Source organism: Streptomyces kryoterrae, assembly GCF_054072135.1.
The window spans coordinates 4,495,451-4,513,557 of the sequence record NZ_CM133358.1; the positions used below are offsets into that span (position 1 = coordinate 4,495,451).

11 protein-coding genes are annotated in these 18,107 nt (G+C 68.7%); 3 read left to right on the top strand and 8 right to left on the bottom strand.

Translation table 11 applies throughout. The annotated features are described in order from the left end of the window. The first annotated feature begins 59 nt into the window (after positions 1 to 59). On the top strand, positions 60 to 2,324 hold the full coding sequence (locus ACW4TU_RS19260; RefSeq protein ID WP_457429142.1) for a FlgD immunoglobulin-like domain containing protein: 2,265 nt from the start codon (positions 60 to 62) through the stop codon (positions 2,322 to 2,324). A gap of 402 nt (positions 2,325 to 2,726) precedes the next feature. Here ACW4TU_RS19260 and ACW4TU_RS19265 read toward each other — a convergent pair whose 3' ends face one another. The 7 genes from ACW4TU_RS19265 to ACW4TU_RS19295 all read right to left on the bottom strand — a co-directional run bounded on the left by ACW4TU_RS19265 (position 2,727) and on the right by ACW4TU_RS19295 (position 16,094). After that, positions 2,727 to 3,704 (bottom strand): methyltransferase, encoded by a 978-nt coding sequence (locus ACW4TU_RS19265; protein ID WP_457429144.1) that lies wholly within the window; start codon positions 3,702 to 3,704, stop codon positions 2,727 to 2,729. Between the two features lie 91 nt (positions 3,705 to 3,795). Continuing rightward, on the bottom strand, positions 3,796 to 4,554 hold the full coding sequence (locus tag ACW4TU_RS19270) for a tRNA-dependent cyclodipeptide synthase (RefSeq protein WP_457429145.1): 759 nt from the start codon (positions 4,552 to 4,554) through the stop codon (positions 3,796 to 3,798). A 166-nt stretch (positions 4,555 to 4,720) separates the two neighbouring features. After that, entirely contained in the window at positions 4,721 to 5,935 is a 1,215-nt protein-coding gene (locus tag ACW4TU_RS19275) for a cytochrome P450 (RefSeq protein WP_457429147.1), read from the bottom strand. 315 nt (positions 5,936 to 6,250) lie between these two features. Then, a complete protein-coding gene (locus ACW4TU_RS19280) occupies positions 6,251 to 10,546 on the bottom strand; it encodes a carboxypeptidase regulatory-like domain-containing protein (protein ID WP_457429149.1) in 4,296 nt (1,431 codons plus the stop codon). Positions 10,547 to 10,853: 307 nt separating this feature from the next. Beyond that, positions 10,854 to 13,862: a helix-turn-helix transcriptional regulator gene (locus ACW4TU_RS19285; RefSeq protein ID WP_457429151.1), complete on the bottom strand. Its 3,009-nt coding sequence runs from the start codon at positions 13,860 to 13,862 to the stop codon at positions 10,854 to 10,856. A 164-nt stretch (positions 13,863 to 14,026) separates the two neighbouring features. Further along, on the bottom strand, positions 14,027 to 15,478 hold the full coding sequence (locus ACW4TU_RS19290; protein ID WP_457430205.1) for an AAA family ATPase: 1,452 nt from the start codon (positions 15,476 to 15,478) through the stop codon (positions 14,027 to 14,029). Between the two features lie 172 nt (positions 15,479 to 15,650). After that, positions 15,651 to 16,094 (bottom strand): ATP-binding protein, encoded by a 444-nt coding sequence (locus tag ACW4TU_RS19295; protein WP_457429153.1) that lies wholly within the window; start codon positions 16,092 to 16,094, stop codon positions 15,651 to 15,653. A gap of 148 nt (positions 16,095 to 16,242) precedes the next feature. Here ACW4TU_RS19295 and ACW4TU_RS19300 point away from each other — a divergent pair, with 148 nt between their 5' ends. Both ACW4TU_RS19300 and ACW4TU_RS19305 read left to right on the top strand, forming a co-directional pair. Then, the gene (locus ACW4TU_RS19300) at positions 16,243 to 17,124 is read left to right on the top strand and encodes a helix-turn-helix domain-containing protein (protein ID WP_457429154.1); all 882 of its coding nucleotides are present in this window, start codon (positions 16,243 to 16,245) and stop codon (positions 17,122 to 17,124) included. Continuing rightward, positions 17,121 to 17,306 carry a DUF397 domain-containing protein gene (locus tag ACW4TU_RS19305; protein WP_457429156.1) on the top strand — a complete coding sequence of 62 codons (186 nt, stop codon included), beginning with the start codon at positions 17,121 to 17,123 and terminating at the stop codon, positions 17,304 to 17,306. The genes ACW4TU_RS19300 and ACW4TU_RS19305 overlap by 4 nt, the downstream gene beginning before the upstream one ends. Here ACW4TU_RS19305 and ACW4TU_RS19310 read toward each other — a convergent pair. Then, entirely contained in the window at positions 17,290 to 17,967 is a 678-nt protein-coding gene (locus tag ACW4TU_RS19310; protein WP_457429157.1) for a TetR/AcrR family transcriptional regulator, read from the bottom strand. The two genes, ACW4TU_RS19305 and ACW4TU_RS19310, sit on opposite strands and share 17 nt — an antisense overlap. Positions 17,968 to 18,107 lie beyond the last annotated feature (140 nt).

The window sequence follows — 18,107 nt, forward strand, 5'->3', positions numbered from 1 at the left end:
GGGCCACGATGCGGGAAAGACGTCAGCGAGGACGGCGAAAGGCCGGTTCAGGGGCTGTTTTGGCGTTGGCGGTACTGGCGGTCGGGGCGGGGCTGCTGCCGTCGGCGGAGGCTGGAACCGCAGGAGGGTCGGGGGCCGCGGTCGCGGACCGCGCGGCGATGCCGTCGGTCACCCTCAAGGGGAAACCGGGACCGCTGACGAAGCCGGCGGCACCGGTCAGCGCCGATGCTGCCGGCGTCCTGTCCTACGGCACCGGGAACAGCCCATCGGCGGCGTACACATGGGAGCGGCCGGACGGTACATACGTGAACGGCCTGCCCAGGCCCGTCATTTTCGAGCCCGCCCACGACGACACCCTGTGGGCCGTCAATGGTCGCTTCGCCCTGGAGCGGGTCGGCACCACCCGCACCTACCGGATCCGGAACTACGACACCGGCAAGGTGGTGCAGTTCGACCTGCCGGCCGGCGACACCGCCACCACGGTGATCGCCGAGAACCGCCTGCTGACGCAGCGGAAGACAGCCGGTAAGTGGACGCTGCATCTGCTGGAGATCCCCGCGGCCGGTGGCCGGCCGGTCGATCGGACGGTGGCCGGTGTCCCGGACAACCTGCCGGGAACCATCACCAAGGTCCGGATGGACGCCCGCGGAGCGGCGATCACCTTCGGAGGCCCGTCCGGTATCCAGACGCTGCTGGACTTCGCGACCCGCCGCCTGGCCGTGGTGCCCGACGAGGGCACCTCCAAGTTGAACCTGCTGTCGCTCAGCGCCACGACGGTTCTGTACGAGACCACCTACGACGCCGATTTCAAGTCCTACCTCGTCGACCGCGACCATCCGGACGGGCCCCGACCCCTGCTCAAGGTGGATTCCAACGTCAATTTGACGTTGCTGGGCAACTGGGCGATATACCCCAATGGCGAAGACGAGCTCGTGGCCCAGCCTGCCGCGGGCGGCGCGGCCCGCACCCTGCTGCCGCAGGCCAGCGGCCACAGCCCTGTCACAGGTGCGGACGGCGCCGTCTATACCGTGGGCGGCACGGGTCCGGACGACTGGGCGGTTCGGCGCATCGCCCTCGGCACCGACGGGGCCCCGGTCGTCGGCGTACACGTACCGCTGCCCCGGCAGACCACGTACGACGTGGGCGGTGTCGCGGTCGACCAGGGACAACTCCGGGCCGGCACGCTGCACCTACCGAGCGACGCCTCCCGCGCGACCACGTATCTTTCCGGTTCCTCCCTGTCGCTGACGGCGAGTGGCACGCTGAACGCCACGCCCCCGCGGAACGTCGGCGACCTCGGAAGGCACCCGGCGGACGAAGACCCCGCGTACGACGCGCAGTGCACCGGGCAGTGCCTGCGGCTGGTCGGCACCGGGGAAGGCGACGTAGTGCGGACTCCCCAGAGCAACTACGCACCCACGCTGTCGGCATCCGGCAGGTACAGCGTTCAGCGCCCCGACTCACGGTTCCAGTACGTCCTCGACGGGACCAAGGCGCTGAGCCACACCGACCGTTGGCACGCGGCTTCCCTTTGGGGCAGCCAACTGTGGAGCGCGGGCACCAGGAGCGGCACCGTCACCGCGGTGTCCCTGCCGTCGATGAAGGCGCTCGGCTCCGCCGTGTCCGTGGGCGCACCCTGCGTACCCGAGGAGATCCAGGTGGTGGGCCGGTGGATCTACTGGTCCTGCGGTCCCGCCAAGAAGGCCGGTGTCTACGACCGCATCACGAAGCGCGTGATCAAGGTGCCGTCCGGCTACGCGCAACTGGCCGACGGTTACCTCGTCAGCCAGAACGATGCGACGGCCAGGCTGAGCATCACCTACTTCCCGGGCGCGGTTCCGGCCGCGCGCGTGGGCACCAGCGACCTGGCTCCGTTGACGAACCAGGTGGGCGAACCCGCCGACCGGCGTGGGCGGTTCTGGGCCGTGGACCGGTTCGGCGGCCCCCTGGCCTACCTCACCGAAGCGGGGGACGTGACGGTCAAATGGCCGCGGGTGACCACCTCTCCCCTGGCCGTCATCGCGACCGACAGCCCCGCACGCGTGGATCTGCGCGCGGCCGGCAGCACGTACACGGGGGTGTGGCACCTGTCGAAGCCGGCGGCGAGCTGGAAGCTGACGATCGTCTCCGCCGCCAGTGGAAAGACCGTCCGTACCCTCACCGGCGGTCGGGCCGCAGGCAAGATCTCCGCGACGTGGGACGGCATCGGCCCGGGCGGCAGGAAGGTCCCCACGGGGACGTACCGCTGGACCCTGACCGCACGGGCCGCCGACCACGCGGGAAAGTCCGCGACCGTGAAGGGTTCGGTCGCGGTGCGGTCGTAGGCGGCGCGGCGTCTCCTCCATCCGCCGGGTCAGCCGATGGATGGAGGAGACGCCGCCCTCGCGGACGAAACGGCCGCCGTCCCGACCGACGAGTCGCCGGTGCCCACGCCCGCAGCCACGTCAGATCCGACCACGGCAGCGCTCGAGCCGTCGGCGAGCATGGCCCCGGCGGATGCCCGGGCCGGGGTGACCATGGCGTACCCGCCCGCTTCGACGCCGGTAGGTCAGCTCACTTGTTTGTGCAGATGTTGGTCAGGGGCCCGTAGCCCTCGCCCTGGAAGCTGACGAAGTCCGACGAGCCGGTGATGTCGGCGGCGTTGACCGTCCAGGAGTAGGTGTAGCCGTTGACTGTCGGTGGCGTATCGGCCCCGGCCTGCCTGGCGGCTATTCCGAAGAGTACGTTTACACCGACGCCGCCGGTTCTGCGACCAGCAGTGAAATAGGTGACGAGTCTCCCGGGTAGATAGCCGATATCGAAAGGCCGGCCTGGGAGAGCAAAGCCGCGAATTGTGCCTCGGTCCGCTCGCGACCACCGGCGATGCTGAGCATGTGAAGGTCCAGCAGCCTTGCTACCCGCAGGCTGGAATCACTCGGCCGTACGGCCTCCAGGATGAGCAGGTGGCCGGTGGCGGGAAGACTTTCCCGAACCTGGGTGAGCAGCTTGGCCGCCTCCTCGTCACCGAAGCAATGCAGGACCGCCGACAGAACGTACACGTCACCGACAGGGAGCGGGTCGGTAAAGATATCGCCGCCGACGATGTCGCACCTCTTGAGTATCTCGGCATCCGCCAGTTTGGCGGTTGCCAGTTTCGCGACCTCCGGCAGCTCGAACAGTACTCCTCGCAGATGACTGTTCTTTTCGAGTATCGCCTGGAGCAGGACGCCCGAACCCCCTCCGAGGTCGACGACGGTGTTGGCGTTGGAGAAGTCGAACGCTCCCACCGTCGGCATTTTGAATGCGTGGACGAAGTCCGCCATGGCTCGGGTGAAGATCGCGAGTAGGGAGGGGTTTTCCCTCAGCTGCGAGAATATGTCAATTCCGGGTGCGGCCGGTTCTCCGGTACGGATGCTCTCCTCCAGGTGAGCCGCCGCCGGGTAGGACGCAACACCCTGACAGAGCACGTAGTTCTTCAACGAGAACGGCGAGTCCTCCCTGAGGATGTGTCCAGCGTCGGTAAGCTCGAAATCCCCGGTTGATTCGTCGCACCTGAGCAGCCCCAGCTCGATGAGAGTCAGCAGCAGCCGCTCCAGGGTGTCAGAATCGCACTGGGTGATCTGCGCCAGCTGGGATTTGGTCGTGTGGCCGTTCCAGATGTGGTCGGCGAGTGCGAGTCGGGCTGCGACATGCGTGGCCTGGAAGGCCAAGAAACTGGTGGCCAATTCAAGGACCCGAAGCGCCGCTAATTGGGCCTGCTGCTCGTTTGAATCTTGTTGAGGGGCGTTCACACTATCGCGAGTTTTATCGCTCATATCAATCACATCCCAGAGAGTGTTCTACGACGGCAAAGCGTTGGGACAGTGTGGCGGGCCAGGGAAGGCGGTTGGCGAGATAGAGCGCTACGAAGGGGACCTCTCTGTGATAGCAGACGGTGGATGTCCCTTTGCCGTAGATCTCATTACCGGCAACCAGCACCGGGATTTCGGCCAGGAAATATTGTGCGGCGATCGCGGCCTGCTCGGTTGTAATTCGAGCGGTTTCCGGATCGCGGCGAAGTAGGGTCTCCGTGGCGATCTCGAGGCAGTAGCTCCGGAACCAGTCGTCTTCGGCGAACAGTATGTCCGCCTCATCGCGAATTCTTCGGTACACCGAATTGTCAGCCAGCTCGGAGAATTCCTGAATCATCGCCGATGGATCGGAGACGCCTGCTGCGGAAAGAGCAGTGATCACCTTCCTGTGGAGGCTTCCGACGATGTTACGACACTTCCTCCTGGCCTTTCCCTCCGGCCAACCTCGCGCGATCAGATTGTAGGAGGCCTCCTCGGCTCCGGGGAGCACGAAATTTACGTGGGAAAAAGTCTTCAAAGCCCAGTGAGCTAAGTGGTGTATTCGCTCCTGGCTGAAGTAGCTGTTGAAGGGGCTGACTCCGATGATGCCGTGATCGAGCACCAGGTTGTCCTCCCACTCCGGTAACAGCCACTTCACCTGCGGGGCCGTCGCGCCTACGACTTCGGCCTCGACATCGGCAAGGCCAGGTACGTGGGCAAAGCTCACATCGGAAGAGTGGGACATCAAATACTGCCTCCTAGCTCCTCATGGCACAAAACATGTTGGTTATGTGCAGCCGCTTGCGCGCGCTCAGGAGTATGTGCCGTCTGCTCGATCGACATCCTCAACAGGACTCGAAATGTTTCCGCCCGCTGCTGCCGTGAATGCGTTCACTTGATACCCGGGCGTTCTATCGCGGCTCGAACAGCAGACGTAGCGAGGCAGGGCCACGGGCGTAAAGGCCATGCTCGGTATATTCGAAGCCAGGAAGATAACGAATACTGCTCATAGCGTCGAGGAGCGCATTGGCGGCTGTTTCAATTGTCATCCTCGCATAACCGGCCCCGATGCAGAAGTGGCGTCCCGCCCCGAAGGTGACGTGCCGGGCGGCAGCGGTGAAAGCCCGGTCGGCGCCAAGCTCAGTCCTGTCGATACGGAACTCATCCGGTTGACGAAAGACCTTGGGGTCGCGATTGGCCGCGGCAATCATGGAGAAGACGGTCGACTCACCCGGCAGAATTCCGCCACTTACCGGAATGTCGGTGGTAGTGCGCCTGGGAACGAGATGTACCGGCGGAGTGAAGCGGAGAGTTTCCGCTATCGCAAGCGGAATCAGACTGCGATCTCTTCGGATTTGATCGGCCTGTTCGGGATGGTCGATGAGATTATGGATGAGCAGGACCACACCCTTTTCCGCCGGCTCGGCGGCCGCAATGAGTATGTTGAGGCAAAGAGCACGGATCTCGGGGGTCGTCAAATCCAGTTCGGCGAAATCCCCGGACGCGAGGACAGAGATGACGTCGCTGCCTGAGGACCGGCGCCGGGAATCGATAATGGGGTCGAGGTACTCCGCCAGTTGCTTACCGCACGAGACGCCTTCTGTGGCTGTCTCATCGTCGAGTTCAACAGCGACGGCGTAGGCAAGGATGCCCCGATACCAATCGGTGAGCTGCTCGGCATCCTTCTCTGGTAGCCCCAGAATATCCAAGATGCTCTGGATGGCGAACTGGCCAGCGAAGTCACGCACCAGGTCGACGTGGCCACGCGCGCGCCATTCATCGATGAGACCCTCGACTCGCCGCCGAACGGTCTTTCGATGTTCGTCCAGTGCGTTGCCGGTGAAGGGCCTGATGGCAAGCTTCCGCCGGAGGGAAAGGTCCGCGCCCTCGTACTGATCGAGCACTGGCGCCCCCATTATCGGGCCCAGACGACTTTCATATGCAGCAGTGGAGAACAACGGATCGCGCAGTGCCCGGACCACGTCCTCATGACGGCTCAAAAAGTAGGCGCCGAGCCCCTCGTGATAATACAGTGGATGCTCATCTCGCAGCGCCGCGAAGTAGCGGTAAGGGTCAGACTCAAATTCTGGAGACGTAACGTCGACAACACCAGCCCCAAGACCCATTTGTCCATTCCGTTCATGAAATCTACTACTAACACACGAAGAAGAGGTTGCGCTAGTTACTGGTAGCCAGCCATTCCGGAAGCATATCCCGGCCATGGCGCCTGGTATCGGGCGGAACCCGGATTGCCCATACGTGCATCCATGCTCGATCTTCCGTTGAGCCACCTTGAGCCGCGCAGTGTTCGCGAAATTTCCCAATTTATTACTTCCAGCTGGCGGTCGGCTCAGGGCTTTTGCAAGGTTGGTTAAATGCGCCCACCCGGACACAGCATCTGGGTGGGCGCGAAGTGGCGAAGTGAGTCGGTGGCGGTGGGGTCAGTTCGCGGTCAGTGACAGGTCGGCCGTCGTGGCGCGGCCCGGCCGCAGGGTCACCTCCTTGGATGCCGGGCGGTGGCCGGCGGCCGAGGCCGTGATCCGCAGCGGGCCCGTGCGGGCGTCCAGCCAGAGGTCGTAGCGACCGTCGGAGTCCGTGCGTACCGTGCGTACGGTGTGGGCGCGGCGGTCGCAGCCGGTCGCTCCGGCGTGTGCCGCCGGGCAGATCTGGACGGTGGCCCCGGCGAGCGGCGCTCCCGTGCGCTTGTCGGTGATCGTTCCGGAGAGATGGCCCCAGGTCCGCGGGATCGTGACCGTGAGGCTGACCTTGACCGATGCTCCGGCGTAGGGGCCGTCGGTGCTGTAGGTGAGCCGCGCGGTGTAGGTGCCGGCCGTGGCGACGGCGGAGGCGTCCGTGCGGACGGTGACCGTGGTGGAGCGGCCGGGGGCGAGGTCGAACGAGGTCCGGTCCGTCGACAGCCAGGTGACGTCGTCGCCGTCGCACTGGTCGTGCCCGGGCAGGACCTCGGCCGAGGAGGCGGCCTCGGAGAGCGAGATCATGCCGCCGACGCGGTAGATCCCGCAGCCGCCGCCGGCCCTGAAGACGGTGGAGGTGGTGTTGGGCAGGTCGGACCAGGTGTTGGACACCGGGTCGTATTCGACGACGGTGTTGACCGCGTCCCGTGCGGCGATGCCGCCGACGGACTGGAGCCTGCCGTCGTTCCCACTGGCGATGGCGCCCCAGCGCGGGTCGGGCATGTCGGCCGCACGGGTCCAGGTGTCGGCGGAGGGGCTGTAGCGGTAGGTCTCCTCCTTTGCGTCGCTGCCCGAGAGGCCCCCGGCGCAGACCAGTTCACCGGTGATGCCGGCGCAGGCCGCGCGTTCCATGGGGAACGGGTAGTCCACGAGGCGGGTCCAGGTGTCGGTGGCCGGGGTGTACCGGTAGACGGTGCTGACCATGTCGTTGCAGCCGGATCCGGTGCAGCCTCCGATGACATACAGGCTGCCGTCGAGGACGGTCACATTGGGCATGCCGACCGCCTGGGGCAGATCGGTGAGGCGGGTCCAGGTGTCGGTGGTGGGGTGGTACGCGTAGAGCGAGGCGCGGGCACCGTCCGCGGCCCAGCCGCCGGCGACGTACATGGTCCCGTTGATGAACGCCCCGCCGGGTGACTCCAGAGCCTCGGGGAGGTCCGCGATGGGCGTCCAGGCGTCGGTGGACGGGTCGTGCACATAGCCGCGGCTGAGGAACTCCCCGCCGAAGAGAGCGGAGATTCCGGCGACGGAGTAGACCTTGCCCTGGTAGGTGCCCACCGCGTTGTCCATGACGGGCTCGGGGTAGTCGGCGATACCGGTCCAGGGCCCGGTCGACGCCGCTCCTGCTGCCGCTGCTGTGGCCGGCAGGTCGCTCGGCGTGCTCTTCGAGGCCGAGGAGGTGGAACTCATCGGTCCGGGTGCGTAGTTGCCCTTGACACGCAGTGTCGGGGTGCCCTCCGAGGAGTCCGACGTGGTGGTGGGGGTGCCGTCCGGTGAGGTGTAACCGGTGCTCTGCTCACCGAGGTTGACGTGCAGCGGCGCCTGGCCCTTGTTGGTGAAGGTGACCTTCCTGCTGCCTGATCCGCCGAGCGTCTCGCTGACGGAGAGGGCGTCCGAACTCACCGCCAGGCGGCCCGCCTTGAGCGTGCGGTCGAACCGGTTGACCTTGTCCGGCCGCGTGGTGAGGGTGCCGGTCGAGGTGGAGTAGCGGGCGGCGGCCGTCCGGTACGTGTGACGTCCGGTGGGCTCGCTGAACAGCCAGTAGTAGCCGTCGGCCAGCGCCAGGTCGTCGGGGGTCGCGACGGTGGTCGCCGTCGCGTAGCGGTCGGCGGTGTCGGTGACGGTGGCAGGCGTGATGGCGTCGCCCGTGTTGCCGTCGACGACCTGTCCGGCGACGATGCCTCCGCTCACGGCGGCGCAGGAGCCGACGGTGACGGTGTCGAGCTGCCAGAGCGACAGGCCGCTGCCGGAGTAGTGGAAGCGCACCTTCACGTGCTTCGCGCCTGCCGCCTGGGGCAGGGGAACCTCGGCGTGGCCCAGGTACTCGGCCGTGTCCCGGTGCCACACCGTGGTCCACGTCGCGCCCGAGTCGAGGCTGAGGTCGACGTCGGCCACCGAGTCCTTGCCGGCGGCGTAGGCGGCGTCGAAGCCCAGGACGGGTGAGTTCTGGCCCACCAGGCTGAAGACAGGTGAGACGAGTTCGGTGTCTTCCGGGACACCGCCCCGGCCGTAGGGGTTCGCGGAGGCCCAGTTCCCGGTTCCGCCCGTGAAGTTCCACACCGACTTGTCGGCGAAGTCCCAGGCGGCGCCGTCCGTCCCGTGATTGACGACGGTCCAGCCGTGCTCCGGCGTGGTGCCGGTCCAGCCCTCGAAACCGGTCTCGGCCGGATAGGCGTGGCCGGGCGCGACACAGGCCGCCAGGTCCACGTCAGGCGCGACGTCGGTACGTACGTCGGTCGTGCCCACGGGGACACTCAGGTCCGTGCTGCGGTAGCCGGGGTAGACCGGGGCCACGTGGACGTCGTAGGTGGAATTCTCCGGAAGCTCCACGCTGTACTTGCCGGTGTAGGGGTCGGTGTAGAGGGCGCCGTTCGGATAGCCGTCGATGGTGATCTTCGAGTACAGGGGCCAGCCGTGCCCGCTGCCGTCCTTCACCGTGCCGGACACCGTGCGGGTGGGCAGCTTCACCAGGGCCAGGTCGGCGGTGGTGCTCTGGCTCTCGGCGACACTCACCCCGGAGCGGGTGATCTCCCGGTAGCCGAAGTCGGTGGCGGTGATCCGGTAGTCGCCCACCGCGACGGGGAGGCTGTACGCGCCGTCGGCGTCGGTGGTGACCCGGTACTCCCGGCCGTCCGTCCCCTCTTCGGAGATGGCCAGCCCCGCACCGGCGAGCGGGGCGCCGGACTCGCTGTCGGTGACTCGTCCGGACAGCGTTCCATGGACGCCGAAGGCCAGCGCGGACACGCCGACCGGGGTGCCGAGACCGGTCGGGCCGTCCCAGCCTTCGCCGGCGGTGCAGGTCACCGTTGAGCAGTCGTCGTTGGAACCTGTCGTGACATCGGTCAGCGCGGAGGCGTTGATGTACGGGTAGGTCACCGGGTAGGTGTCCTCGACGGGGGTGCCCGCCAGCGCGTACATCGCCGCGATGAGCGGCGCGGAGAGGCTGGTGCCGCCGACCTGGAGCCAGCCGTCCCGGCCCACCGTGCTGTACACGGCCAGGCCGGTCGCCGGGTCGGCGACCGCGGAGACGTCAGCCGTCGCCCGGGTGTCGCAGCCGGTGCCGAGCCCCCTCTGATAGGCGGGCTGGGCCTCGTACAGCGAGCAGCCCGATCCGCCGGAGGCCCAGGCGGACTCCGTCCAGCCGCGCTCGGTGTCCTCGGCGCGGGTCAGCCGGGTACCGCCGGCGGCCACCACGTTGGGGTTGGTGGCGGGCCAGTTCTGGACATGGCCGGTGTCGCCGGTGGACGCGACCACGGCCACACCGGGATGGTCGTAGTGGTGGTCGTACGCGGTCTGGAAGGCACCCTCGCCGGGCAGTCCGTAGGAGTTGGAGACGTACTTGGCGCCCAGGCGTACGGCGGTGTCGACCGCGGTGCCCAGGTCGTCCAGAGTCGCCGAATCCCCCTGCACCAGAAGGATGTCGCACGCCGGGCAGGCGGCGGAGACGGCGTCGAGGTCGAGCGCGGTCTCCAGTGCCCAGCCCGCGTCGTCGGCGGGGTAGTCCGTGCCGCCGTTCTGGTCGACCTTGCGGAAGCAGCCGTTGGCGGTGGTGCACTCGGGCAGCCCGTAGTGCTCGCGGTACTCGGCCAGGTCGGCCTCGGCGTGGGAGTTGCCGTACGCATCGACGATCGCGACCGTCCTGCCCTCGCCACCGGCGGGAAGGCTGTAAGCCGCCTGGATGTCGGCCGGGGCCAGCGCCGTGGACGGGGGCGCGGTCGCCTGCGGCCGGACGATGTGGTCGGAGGCGGTGCGTACGTCGGCGAAGCACTGGGCCACGCCGTCCTTGACGCTCGGGTTGTTGCAGCCGGCCGGGACGTAGTTCTGCGGGACGTTGTCCTGCGGCACGGCGTTGAGCAGGTCGGAGGCCTTGGAGGAGCCGGCGTCTGAGGAGGCCGAGGAAGTGGGGGTGGCCGCGGCGGCGGTGGCCGGTGGTATCGCGGCGAGAGCTCCGACGCCGAGACAGCCGGCTATGAGAAGAGAGAGGGGTGCGCGTACGCGCGCACGTCTTGAGGACAGCAAGGAGGACAGCAAGGGGGACAGCAAGGAGCACCCTTTTCGTCGCGTTCGGACCCGATCGGGCCGGGATCAGAGGGGTTCGTAATCGGTGTACGGGTCGTCCCCGCAGGCGGGGTCTGCCGTCGTGTCGTCGGCAAGTACGCCCGGTGCGGCGGCCGTTGGTTCGGGGTGTCGCACTTCGGCGGGCGGCACGTCGGACTTCGGTTCAGGAGGTGTGCTGCTCATCCGACGGATGGATGCCTCTCCGGTCATGTCCGGGTGAAGGCGGGCTCCCGGACCCTGCGCGCACTGAGTATCGATGCCTGCCGCGGGTCCTCGCGATGGGGCGGATGACCTAAAGATCGGACCGAGGGGACTCCGCGCCGGTGGCGTGGCCTTCCGCCGGGGTGATTCCGGCCTGGGTGAGGCTGACCGCGAGTGCGGTACGCGAGGTAACCCCGTATTTGCGCATCGCGGAGTTCAGTTGCGCGGCGATGGTCTTCGGGGAACGGGAAAGGGCCCGTGCGATGGCCGGGTTGGTCAGACCGGTGAGCATCAGCCGGACCACTTCCAGCTCGCGCGGGGACAGTTGGTCGCCGTAGCCGCGCCGCCCGCCGCGCCACACCTCTCGTACCGGTGCCCCGGCCGCATGGCGCGCGCCGTGCACCCGGGCGGCGTCCGTCCGGGCCCCCAGAGCCGTGAACCCGGCCTGCGCGCGGGCGAGTTCGGCCAGTGCGGTGTCCCTGTCCCCCGCCGCCAGCAGGCAGCCGGCCCGGCGTTCGGCCGCGAGCAGTGCGTCATACGGCCGGGGCAGGCGCCTCCAGGCGGTGACGGCCCGGCCGAACGCGGCGGCTGCCTCGACGCTGCGGCCCTCTCCTTCCGCCAGGATTCCGCGACACGTCTCCAGGGCCGCGTCCGCTGCCGGGAGGTTCCTGCCCCTGAGCCCTTCGGTCAGGTCTGCGACGAACTGCCTTGCCTGGTCCGGCCGTTCGAGCGCGAGAAGGGCTCCGGTGCGCACGGGTGCGAACTCGGTGGCCCACAACCAGATGTCCTTGCGGGCCACGACGTCGGCCGGTCCGTCCGTCAGCTCCAGCGCCTCGGCGGCCGACCCCTCGGCGAGCCGGATCCGCGCCAGGGCCGCTGCGGGTTCCAGCGGCAGATCCACGATGCCTCGCCGCAGCCCGGCGTCGAGCACCTGCCGCAACCGCTCCTCGACGGTCCCGAGCCCGCCGTCGGCCACCGCCACGGGGCCGGGATCCGCTCCCCCGCCGCCGGTCGCCCGGTCCAGCAGCGCCGTGATCAGCAGGGCGTCCAGCTGGACCACGGGTTCCTCTTCCACCCCTGCCAGGGCGGCGGCTCGCTCGGCCAGTCCGTCCCAGGCGCCGGTGAACCAGTCCAGGTGCACCAGTGTCACCCGGATCATGTCCTGGAGCCGCTGGTACCGGTGTTCTTCGGCCCTGGCCAGCCCGGTCGTCAGCAGCGCTCTGGCCTCGTCGTAGCGGCCCCAACGCAGCGCCGAGTTGCCGATGTTGAGTCCGCCGCGAGCCAGCTGCATCATTCCTTCCGGGGTCGTCGCGGTGTCGGGCAGCTCCGCGGCCACGGCCCAGCCGGCCTCATCTCCCATTTCCAGCAAGGAAGTTGCCCGGTCCCCCACCAGAGCCAGCCGCTGGTCCGCCGTCATCGGCAGCCGGGCCGCGTCGGCCGCCCGGTCCAGCCAACGACGGTGCTCCTCGGCGGACATCATGGTGCTCGGCGGGCTGCCGAGCGTGTTCATCGCCCAGGCGGCCTGGAACGGATCGCCGACCAGATCCGGCAGCGCCCTCTCCAACTCCGCTGCTGCGGCGGCGTACTCGGCCACCTGCAGCAGCATCCTCCCCAGTTGGATCCGGACGGCCGCGCGGTCGTGCGGGGCGAGCGCCTCCCCGTCCAGCACCCCGCGCAGCGCGCGGATCAGGTCGCCGCGGGCGACGAGCCCGGCGTAGGCCAGGACCGGCATCTTCTGCGCCCACCGGGCCACCACCGAGGCGGCGGGCGGATCGCTCCCGGTGAGCAACTCGTGCAGCAGTCCTACGGCGGTGCGATGGTCCCCGGAGGCCAGGGCGAGGTCGGCGGTCCGTTCCGCGTACTCGCGCCACTGCCCGGTGTCCCCCGCCTCCCGGTAGTGGTGGGCGAGCCGGGCCACCGGCTGCGGTGTCATGGCCCGCAGTGAGCGGCCCGCTTCCCGGTGCAGGGCCCGGCGGTCGGGCGCGGGCGTCATGTCGTAGACCGCACGGGCCGCCAGCGCGTGCCGGAAACTGACCCGGCCGGCCCGGTCCTCGCCGAGCAGTCCACTGCGTACGGCGGCGTCAACTGCGCTCCCGGCAACGTTGTCCGGGAGCCCGCTCACCGTCGCGAGGACGGCCGGGCCGACCGGCTCGGCCAGTACGGAGGCGGCCCGCAGCACGCGTTGCGCGTCCGGGGTGAGGCGCGCGGCGCGCTCGGCGACGGCGTCCCGGATGGTGGGCGGCACCGCGATGTCGGCCAGCGTCCTGCGTACCCACTCGCCGTCGCGCCGGACCAGATCGGCCCGGTCGCGCAGCAGCCGCACGGACTCCTCGATGGCCAGTGGCACGCCGTCGGTCCGCTCCTGGAGGAACGACGCGAACGTCTCGGAGACGTGTTCCCCGTCCAGCATCGACGACATCAGCTCGGCGGTCTGCGGCACGTCCAGCGCGCCGAGGCAGATCCGTACGTACCCGGTGCCGGCCGGGGGCCGGGAGGTCAGCCGCATCAGCGCGGAGTCCGGCGCCACGTCCTCGGGGCGGTAGGTCAGCACCAGGCTCGGCCGGCGGGAACGACGGGAGGAGAGGAACAGCAGGAAGTCCAGGGTGGCTTCGTCGGCCCAGTGGACGTCCTCCAGGACCAGCACGCCGACGCCCATGGCGTCCAGCAGTTCGGCCAGTGCGCGGAAGAGCCGGTGCCGGGCGGCGCCCGCGTCCGACAGTGCCTCGGGGGCCGGCGGCAGGTCCTGCCCCCACTCGGGGAACAGGGGCCGCAGCACCCCGGCGAGGGGCGTGAGAACCAACTCGGCCACATCGGGTTGGGCATCGCGGGCGGCATCCACGACGGGGCCCAAAGTGAGGGCCTCCCGGAACGGGGGGCACATGGCGGCGAGCGGCCGTCGGGCGGCGACACCGGGCAGGTCCAGCGCCTCCTGAACGAGCCGGCTCTTGCCGATTCCGGCCTCACCCTCGACAAGAACCGCGGCCGGTGGCCGGGCCAACGCGTCTGTCAGCCGGTGCAGTTCGGCCGCCCGTCCGACGAAACGCGGCGCGCTGAGGCTGGGCAGCACACGCGGAAGGCCACCCTCGGCAGAGCGCTCCATCCGACCGCCTTCCCCACCCCGCCCGGGGCCTGCGCGCCCCGAACACCGAACGCCCGTACGAGCGTTGACACCGCAGCATGCCACGATCGCCGTACGGACCGGGCCCGGCGACACCCTTCGCCGACGGGGGCGGCAGATCAGGCCCCCGCCCTACAGATCGGAAGTCACTCTCCGTGGTAGAGGCGGAACAGGTCGATCAGTTGGATCGCGTGGTCGCCCTTCGCGAGGTGACGCAGTTCGTCGGTGAAGCCGGTGCCGCTGAAGCAGTACAGCCGTGTCGCCTCGGTGGCCGCGCCGCTCTTGATCAGGAGAGAGCGGACGCGCCGGAGACGCTCCAGGTGGCCGACCCCCATGACGTCGCTCCACTTCGCTTCGCCAATGGCGAGCAGTGCGTGACGGCCCTCATGGGTTTCGCCGTGGACGGCGACGTCGACCTCATGGCTGGTCCTGGCAGCGGGGTCGTTGACGGTGCCGCCGGCCACCCGCGTGGCGTGTCCGCCATGGGTGCCGGACGCCGCGTGCCAGCGGGCCCACTCCCGGCAGACCTGCTCGAAGTGCGGGCCCACGACTTTGCTGCGGAACGTGGACTGGGCGCGGCGCCATACGTCGGGCGCCCGCCCGGGGCGTTCCAGGTCGCCCCAGGCCGGGCGCATGACCGCGTGGTAAAAGGTCACGAGCGGCTCGGCGATGCGGTAGGCGGAGCGGTTGCGGCGGAAGGCATCCGCCTCGTGGGTGATCATGCCGACGTCCTGGAGGACGGTCAGCGGGTGGGCGAGGTCGGTGGACTTACGTCCCAGGTAGTCGGCGATGCCACCGCGAGCGGCGTTGCCCGCGGCGATGGCGGCCAGTACGGAGTGATACAGCGCGGTGTCGTGAAGTTCGGGCTCTTCGGCGAGCAGGTAGCGGGCCTCACGGAAGAGCGGGCGCGCCGGGTTGAGCACGGCACGGCTGACCCAGGCGTCGAAGTCGTCCGGCCCGGCGGGAGTGTCGCCCTGGGTGAACTCACGGCGATAGGCAGGTGTGCCGCCGACGACGGCGTTGGTCAGCAGCGCGGTGCGCGGGTCGTCGATCTGCCAGAACTCGGCCGCGAGGCGGAAGTCCAGGGTGGGCACCACGAGTTCGAGGCCGGCTCGGCCACGCAGCGGAGCGTTGCCGGACAGCAGTCTGCCCATGAAGGACAGCGCGGAGCCGCACAGCAGCAGGCGTACGGGAGTGTTGGTGTGCTGGGCGGCGGGGTCCAGGGCGCGCTGGATGATCGACGGCAGCGAGGGGGAGGCTTTGGCGAGGAAGGGGAACTCGTCGATGACCGCCACCCTAGGGCCGCCCGCGTCGGCGATGCGCATGAGTTCGCTGACCGCCTCGTCCCAGTGCGCGAAGCGGAACGGGGTGGGCTGGCGCCGGTACCGGGCGAGTGCCTCGCCGAACTGACGCAGGGCATCGGCCTCGGTGGTCTCGGTCGCGGTGAACATGAAGCCGCCACTGGCACGGGAGACCGCGTCGAGCAGGAAGGTCTTGCCCTGCCGACGCCGGCCGGAGACCACCCCGAGCGTCGCCCTCGGGCCGGGCAGGGCGGCAAACCGGGTCAGCTCGGCCCACTCGAACTCTCGGTCGAACATCTCGGCGGGCTTGTCCACGGCGCATCCCGGGGTTACATGTATAGGTGCAGTTATTATAGCTACTCTTATCCTGTTCTGGATGCCGACCCGAGGGCGGGGCGATCCAGTCGGCCCCGCGGATCGCCCGCTCCCGTACGGCGGGGTCGACACTGCCGATCGCCTACCCGGCCCGTCACTTCTGGACGCCGATGAGCGGACCGGCACCACACGGGACGACAGCGAGCCCCCACTCCGCCCAGACCGTCTTCCCCACACCTTCCCGTGGCCCCACCCCCCACCGCTCGGCCAGCGCCCCGACCAGCAGCAGCCCCCGCCCGAACTGGTCATCGTCGGTCACCTCACGCGGACAGGGCATCCGCTCGGCACACGGGTCACTGACCTCGACGCGGAGGGAGGTGGCCGTGACGGTGAGACGTACGCGGATGAGGCGTCCTCGGATGCTGCCGTGCAGCACGGCGTTGGTCAGCAACTCGCTGACGACGAGGGCGACATCACCGGCCAGCCCCGGATGCCCCCACTCGACGACCAGACGGGCGGTGCGGGTGCGGGCGAGGGGGACGCTGCGGGGGACGGGGGTGTAGTCGAGGCGGTCTTCATGGAGGAGGGGGTCGGGCATGGGGGTGCACCTCCGAGTGCATGCGGTCACCGACAGGCGATCGGCCGAGCACCGAACGTAGCGAGCCATTAAGCTTGAGCGCAAGCAGCTTGGAGACAATTGGCTCCATCGTGTGACGGAGGGCCTTCCGAAGCGCGAGACTGATCCCGTGAACCGATCCGCGCCAGCAGGTAACCGAGCGTCAACTGTTTTGGGCCGCCGTCTCGGTGGCGAGTTGCTACGCCTCCGGGACGCCGCCGGAAAGACCCAGCAGCAAGCCGCCAGCGTTCTCGACGCGACCAACTCGAAGATCGTGAAGATGGAGCAGGGCTTGGTGCCGATGCGTGACGTCGACATCCGGGCGCTGTGCGAGTGCTACGGCCTGGAGGATCCGAAGACGCTCAGTCGGCTCCTCGCCCTCGCCAAGCTCGACCGCGAGCGCCGCAAGACAAAAGGCTGGTGGCAACACGCCCCGCAGGCCAGGGGGATCGCCGAATACATCGCCATGGAGGACGCCGCCTCCGAGATCCGCGCGTGGCAACAGTCCCTGATTCCCGGACTGCTGCAAACCCCCGAGTACACCAGGGGGGTTGTCGTAAGCGAGGGGCTGTGGCAAGACCCCGACGAGATCGAGGGTGTTGTCGATGTTCGACAGAAACGCCAAGCACGCCTGTCGGAAAGCAACCCGCTCCAGTTCTACGCGGTCATCGGAGAAGGCGTCCTGCACCAGCAGGTCGGCGGCCCCGAGGTCATGCGCGCCCAGTTGCAGCACCTCATCGAGGTCGCCGAACTCCCCAACGTACGTGTGCAGGTACTGCCGTTCCGAGCAGGCGGACACGCATGCATCGGCGGTTCCTTCAACATCGTCTCGTTCGCGGAAGCCGAGGCGGTTGACGTGGTCCACGTCGACAGCATCGCGGCTACCGTGTGGGTCGAGAACGAGGCCGACAGTACGACGTACAGCTCGTTCTTCGACCGCACGGCAAGACTGAGCCTGGCCCCAAAAGACTCGCTCAGGCTGATCGAGAACATCTGCGAGGACATGCGTTGATAGGCGCCTTCAAATTCGCGAAGTCCAGCTACAGCACCGGCAGCGGCGAATGTGTCGAAGTCGCCCGCAACCTCCCAGAAGTGGTCGCCGTCCGCGACTCCAAGACACCCCCCGAAACCCCCGACGCCCCCATACTCCACCTCTCCCGCACCGCCTGGCGGAAGTTCACCACCGCGCAGTGATCCCGGCGACGATGAGGTCGATCCCCGCCAGGAACTCCTCCCGGTCGTCGTGATCGCGTAGCTGCTCCGCGACGCTCCGGGTGAACGCGTACTCGTCGGGATCGAGGTTCGCCCACGAGTCCGAGACCGCGCCCAGGAACTCCGCCCGGGTCGTGCCCGGACGGTGGTCGCGGGCGTTGGCCGCGTTCTGGCCGCCCACGCCGAGGATGTAGTTCAGCAGCGCGGACGCGGCGGTGAACTGGGCGGCCTGGGGCACCCCCAGCGCCTGGACCTGGCGCCCGAGGTGCTCGAAGATCCGCAGCAGCGGCGACTGCGCCGGGGCGCGGGCGAGTTGCGTGCCGATCCACGGGTGGGCGTCGATCGCGTCGAACACGCCGACCGCGAGGGCACGGACCGCTTCCCGCGGTGTCGCACCGGCGGTGGCGGCGGCCGGCATGGCACCGGCGACCACGGATTCCGTGGCGGCACCGAGCAGCTCGTCCTTGCCCGTGACGTGCCAGTAGATCGCACCGGGCCCGGTGGAGAGATGCCTGGCCAGCGCGCGGAACGTGAGCCCGGCCTCGCCCGACTCGTCGAGAAGCCCGATCGCCGCCTCGACGATGCGCTCCCGGGAGAGCGGCTCCTCTCGTCGCTCCGGACGACGCGTCCTGGTTGTAGCCATGCACCCATCCTGACATACGCCTGGAACACCGTTCCAGCTTGACATCCATGGAACGGCGTTCCAAGCTGACACCGACAGCGCTGGAACGGTGTTCCAGAAGTGAGCTGCCGGGTGTCCGCCCGGCCACGAGCTGCGACACG

Bases quoted from the DNA above. Each gene is read 5' to 3' on its own strand.
- ACW4TU_RS19270 (WP_457429145.1), bottom strand. From the start codon at position 4,554: ATGTCCCACTCTTCCGATGTGAGCTTTGCCCACGTACCTGGCCTTGCC.
- ACW4TU_RS19275 (WP_457429147.1), bottom strand. From the start codon at position 5,935: ATGGGTCTTGGGGCTGGTGTTGTCGACGTTACGTCTCCAGAATTTGAG.
- ACW4TU_RS19285 (WP_457429151.1), bottom strand. From the start codon at position 13,862: ATGGAGCGCTCTGCCGAGGGTGGCCTTCCGCGTGTGCTGCCCAGCCTC.
- ACW4TU_RS19290 (WP_457430205.1), bottom strand. From the start codon at position 15,478: ATGTTCGACCGAGAGTTCGAGTGGGCCGAGCTGACCCGGTTTGCCGCC.
- ACW4TU_RS19295 (WP_457429153.1), bottom strand. From the start codon at position 16,094: ATGCCCGACCCCCTCCTCCATGAAGACCGCCTCGACTACACCCCCGTC.
- ACW4TU_RS19310 (WP_457429157.1), bottom strand. From the start codon at position 17,967: ATGGCTACAACCAGGACGCGTCGTCCGGAGCGACGAGAGGAGCCGCTC.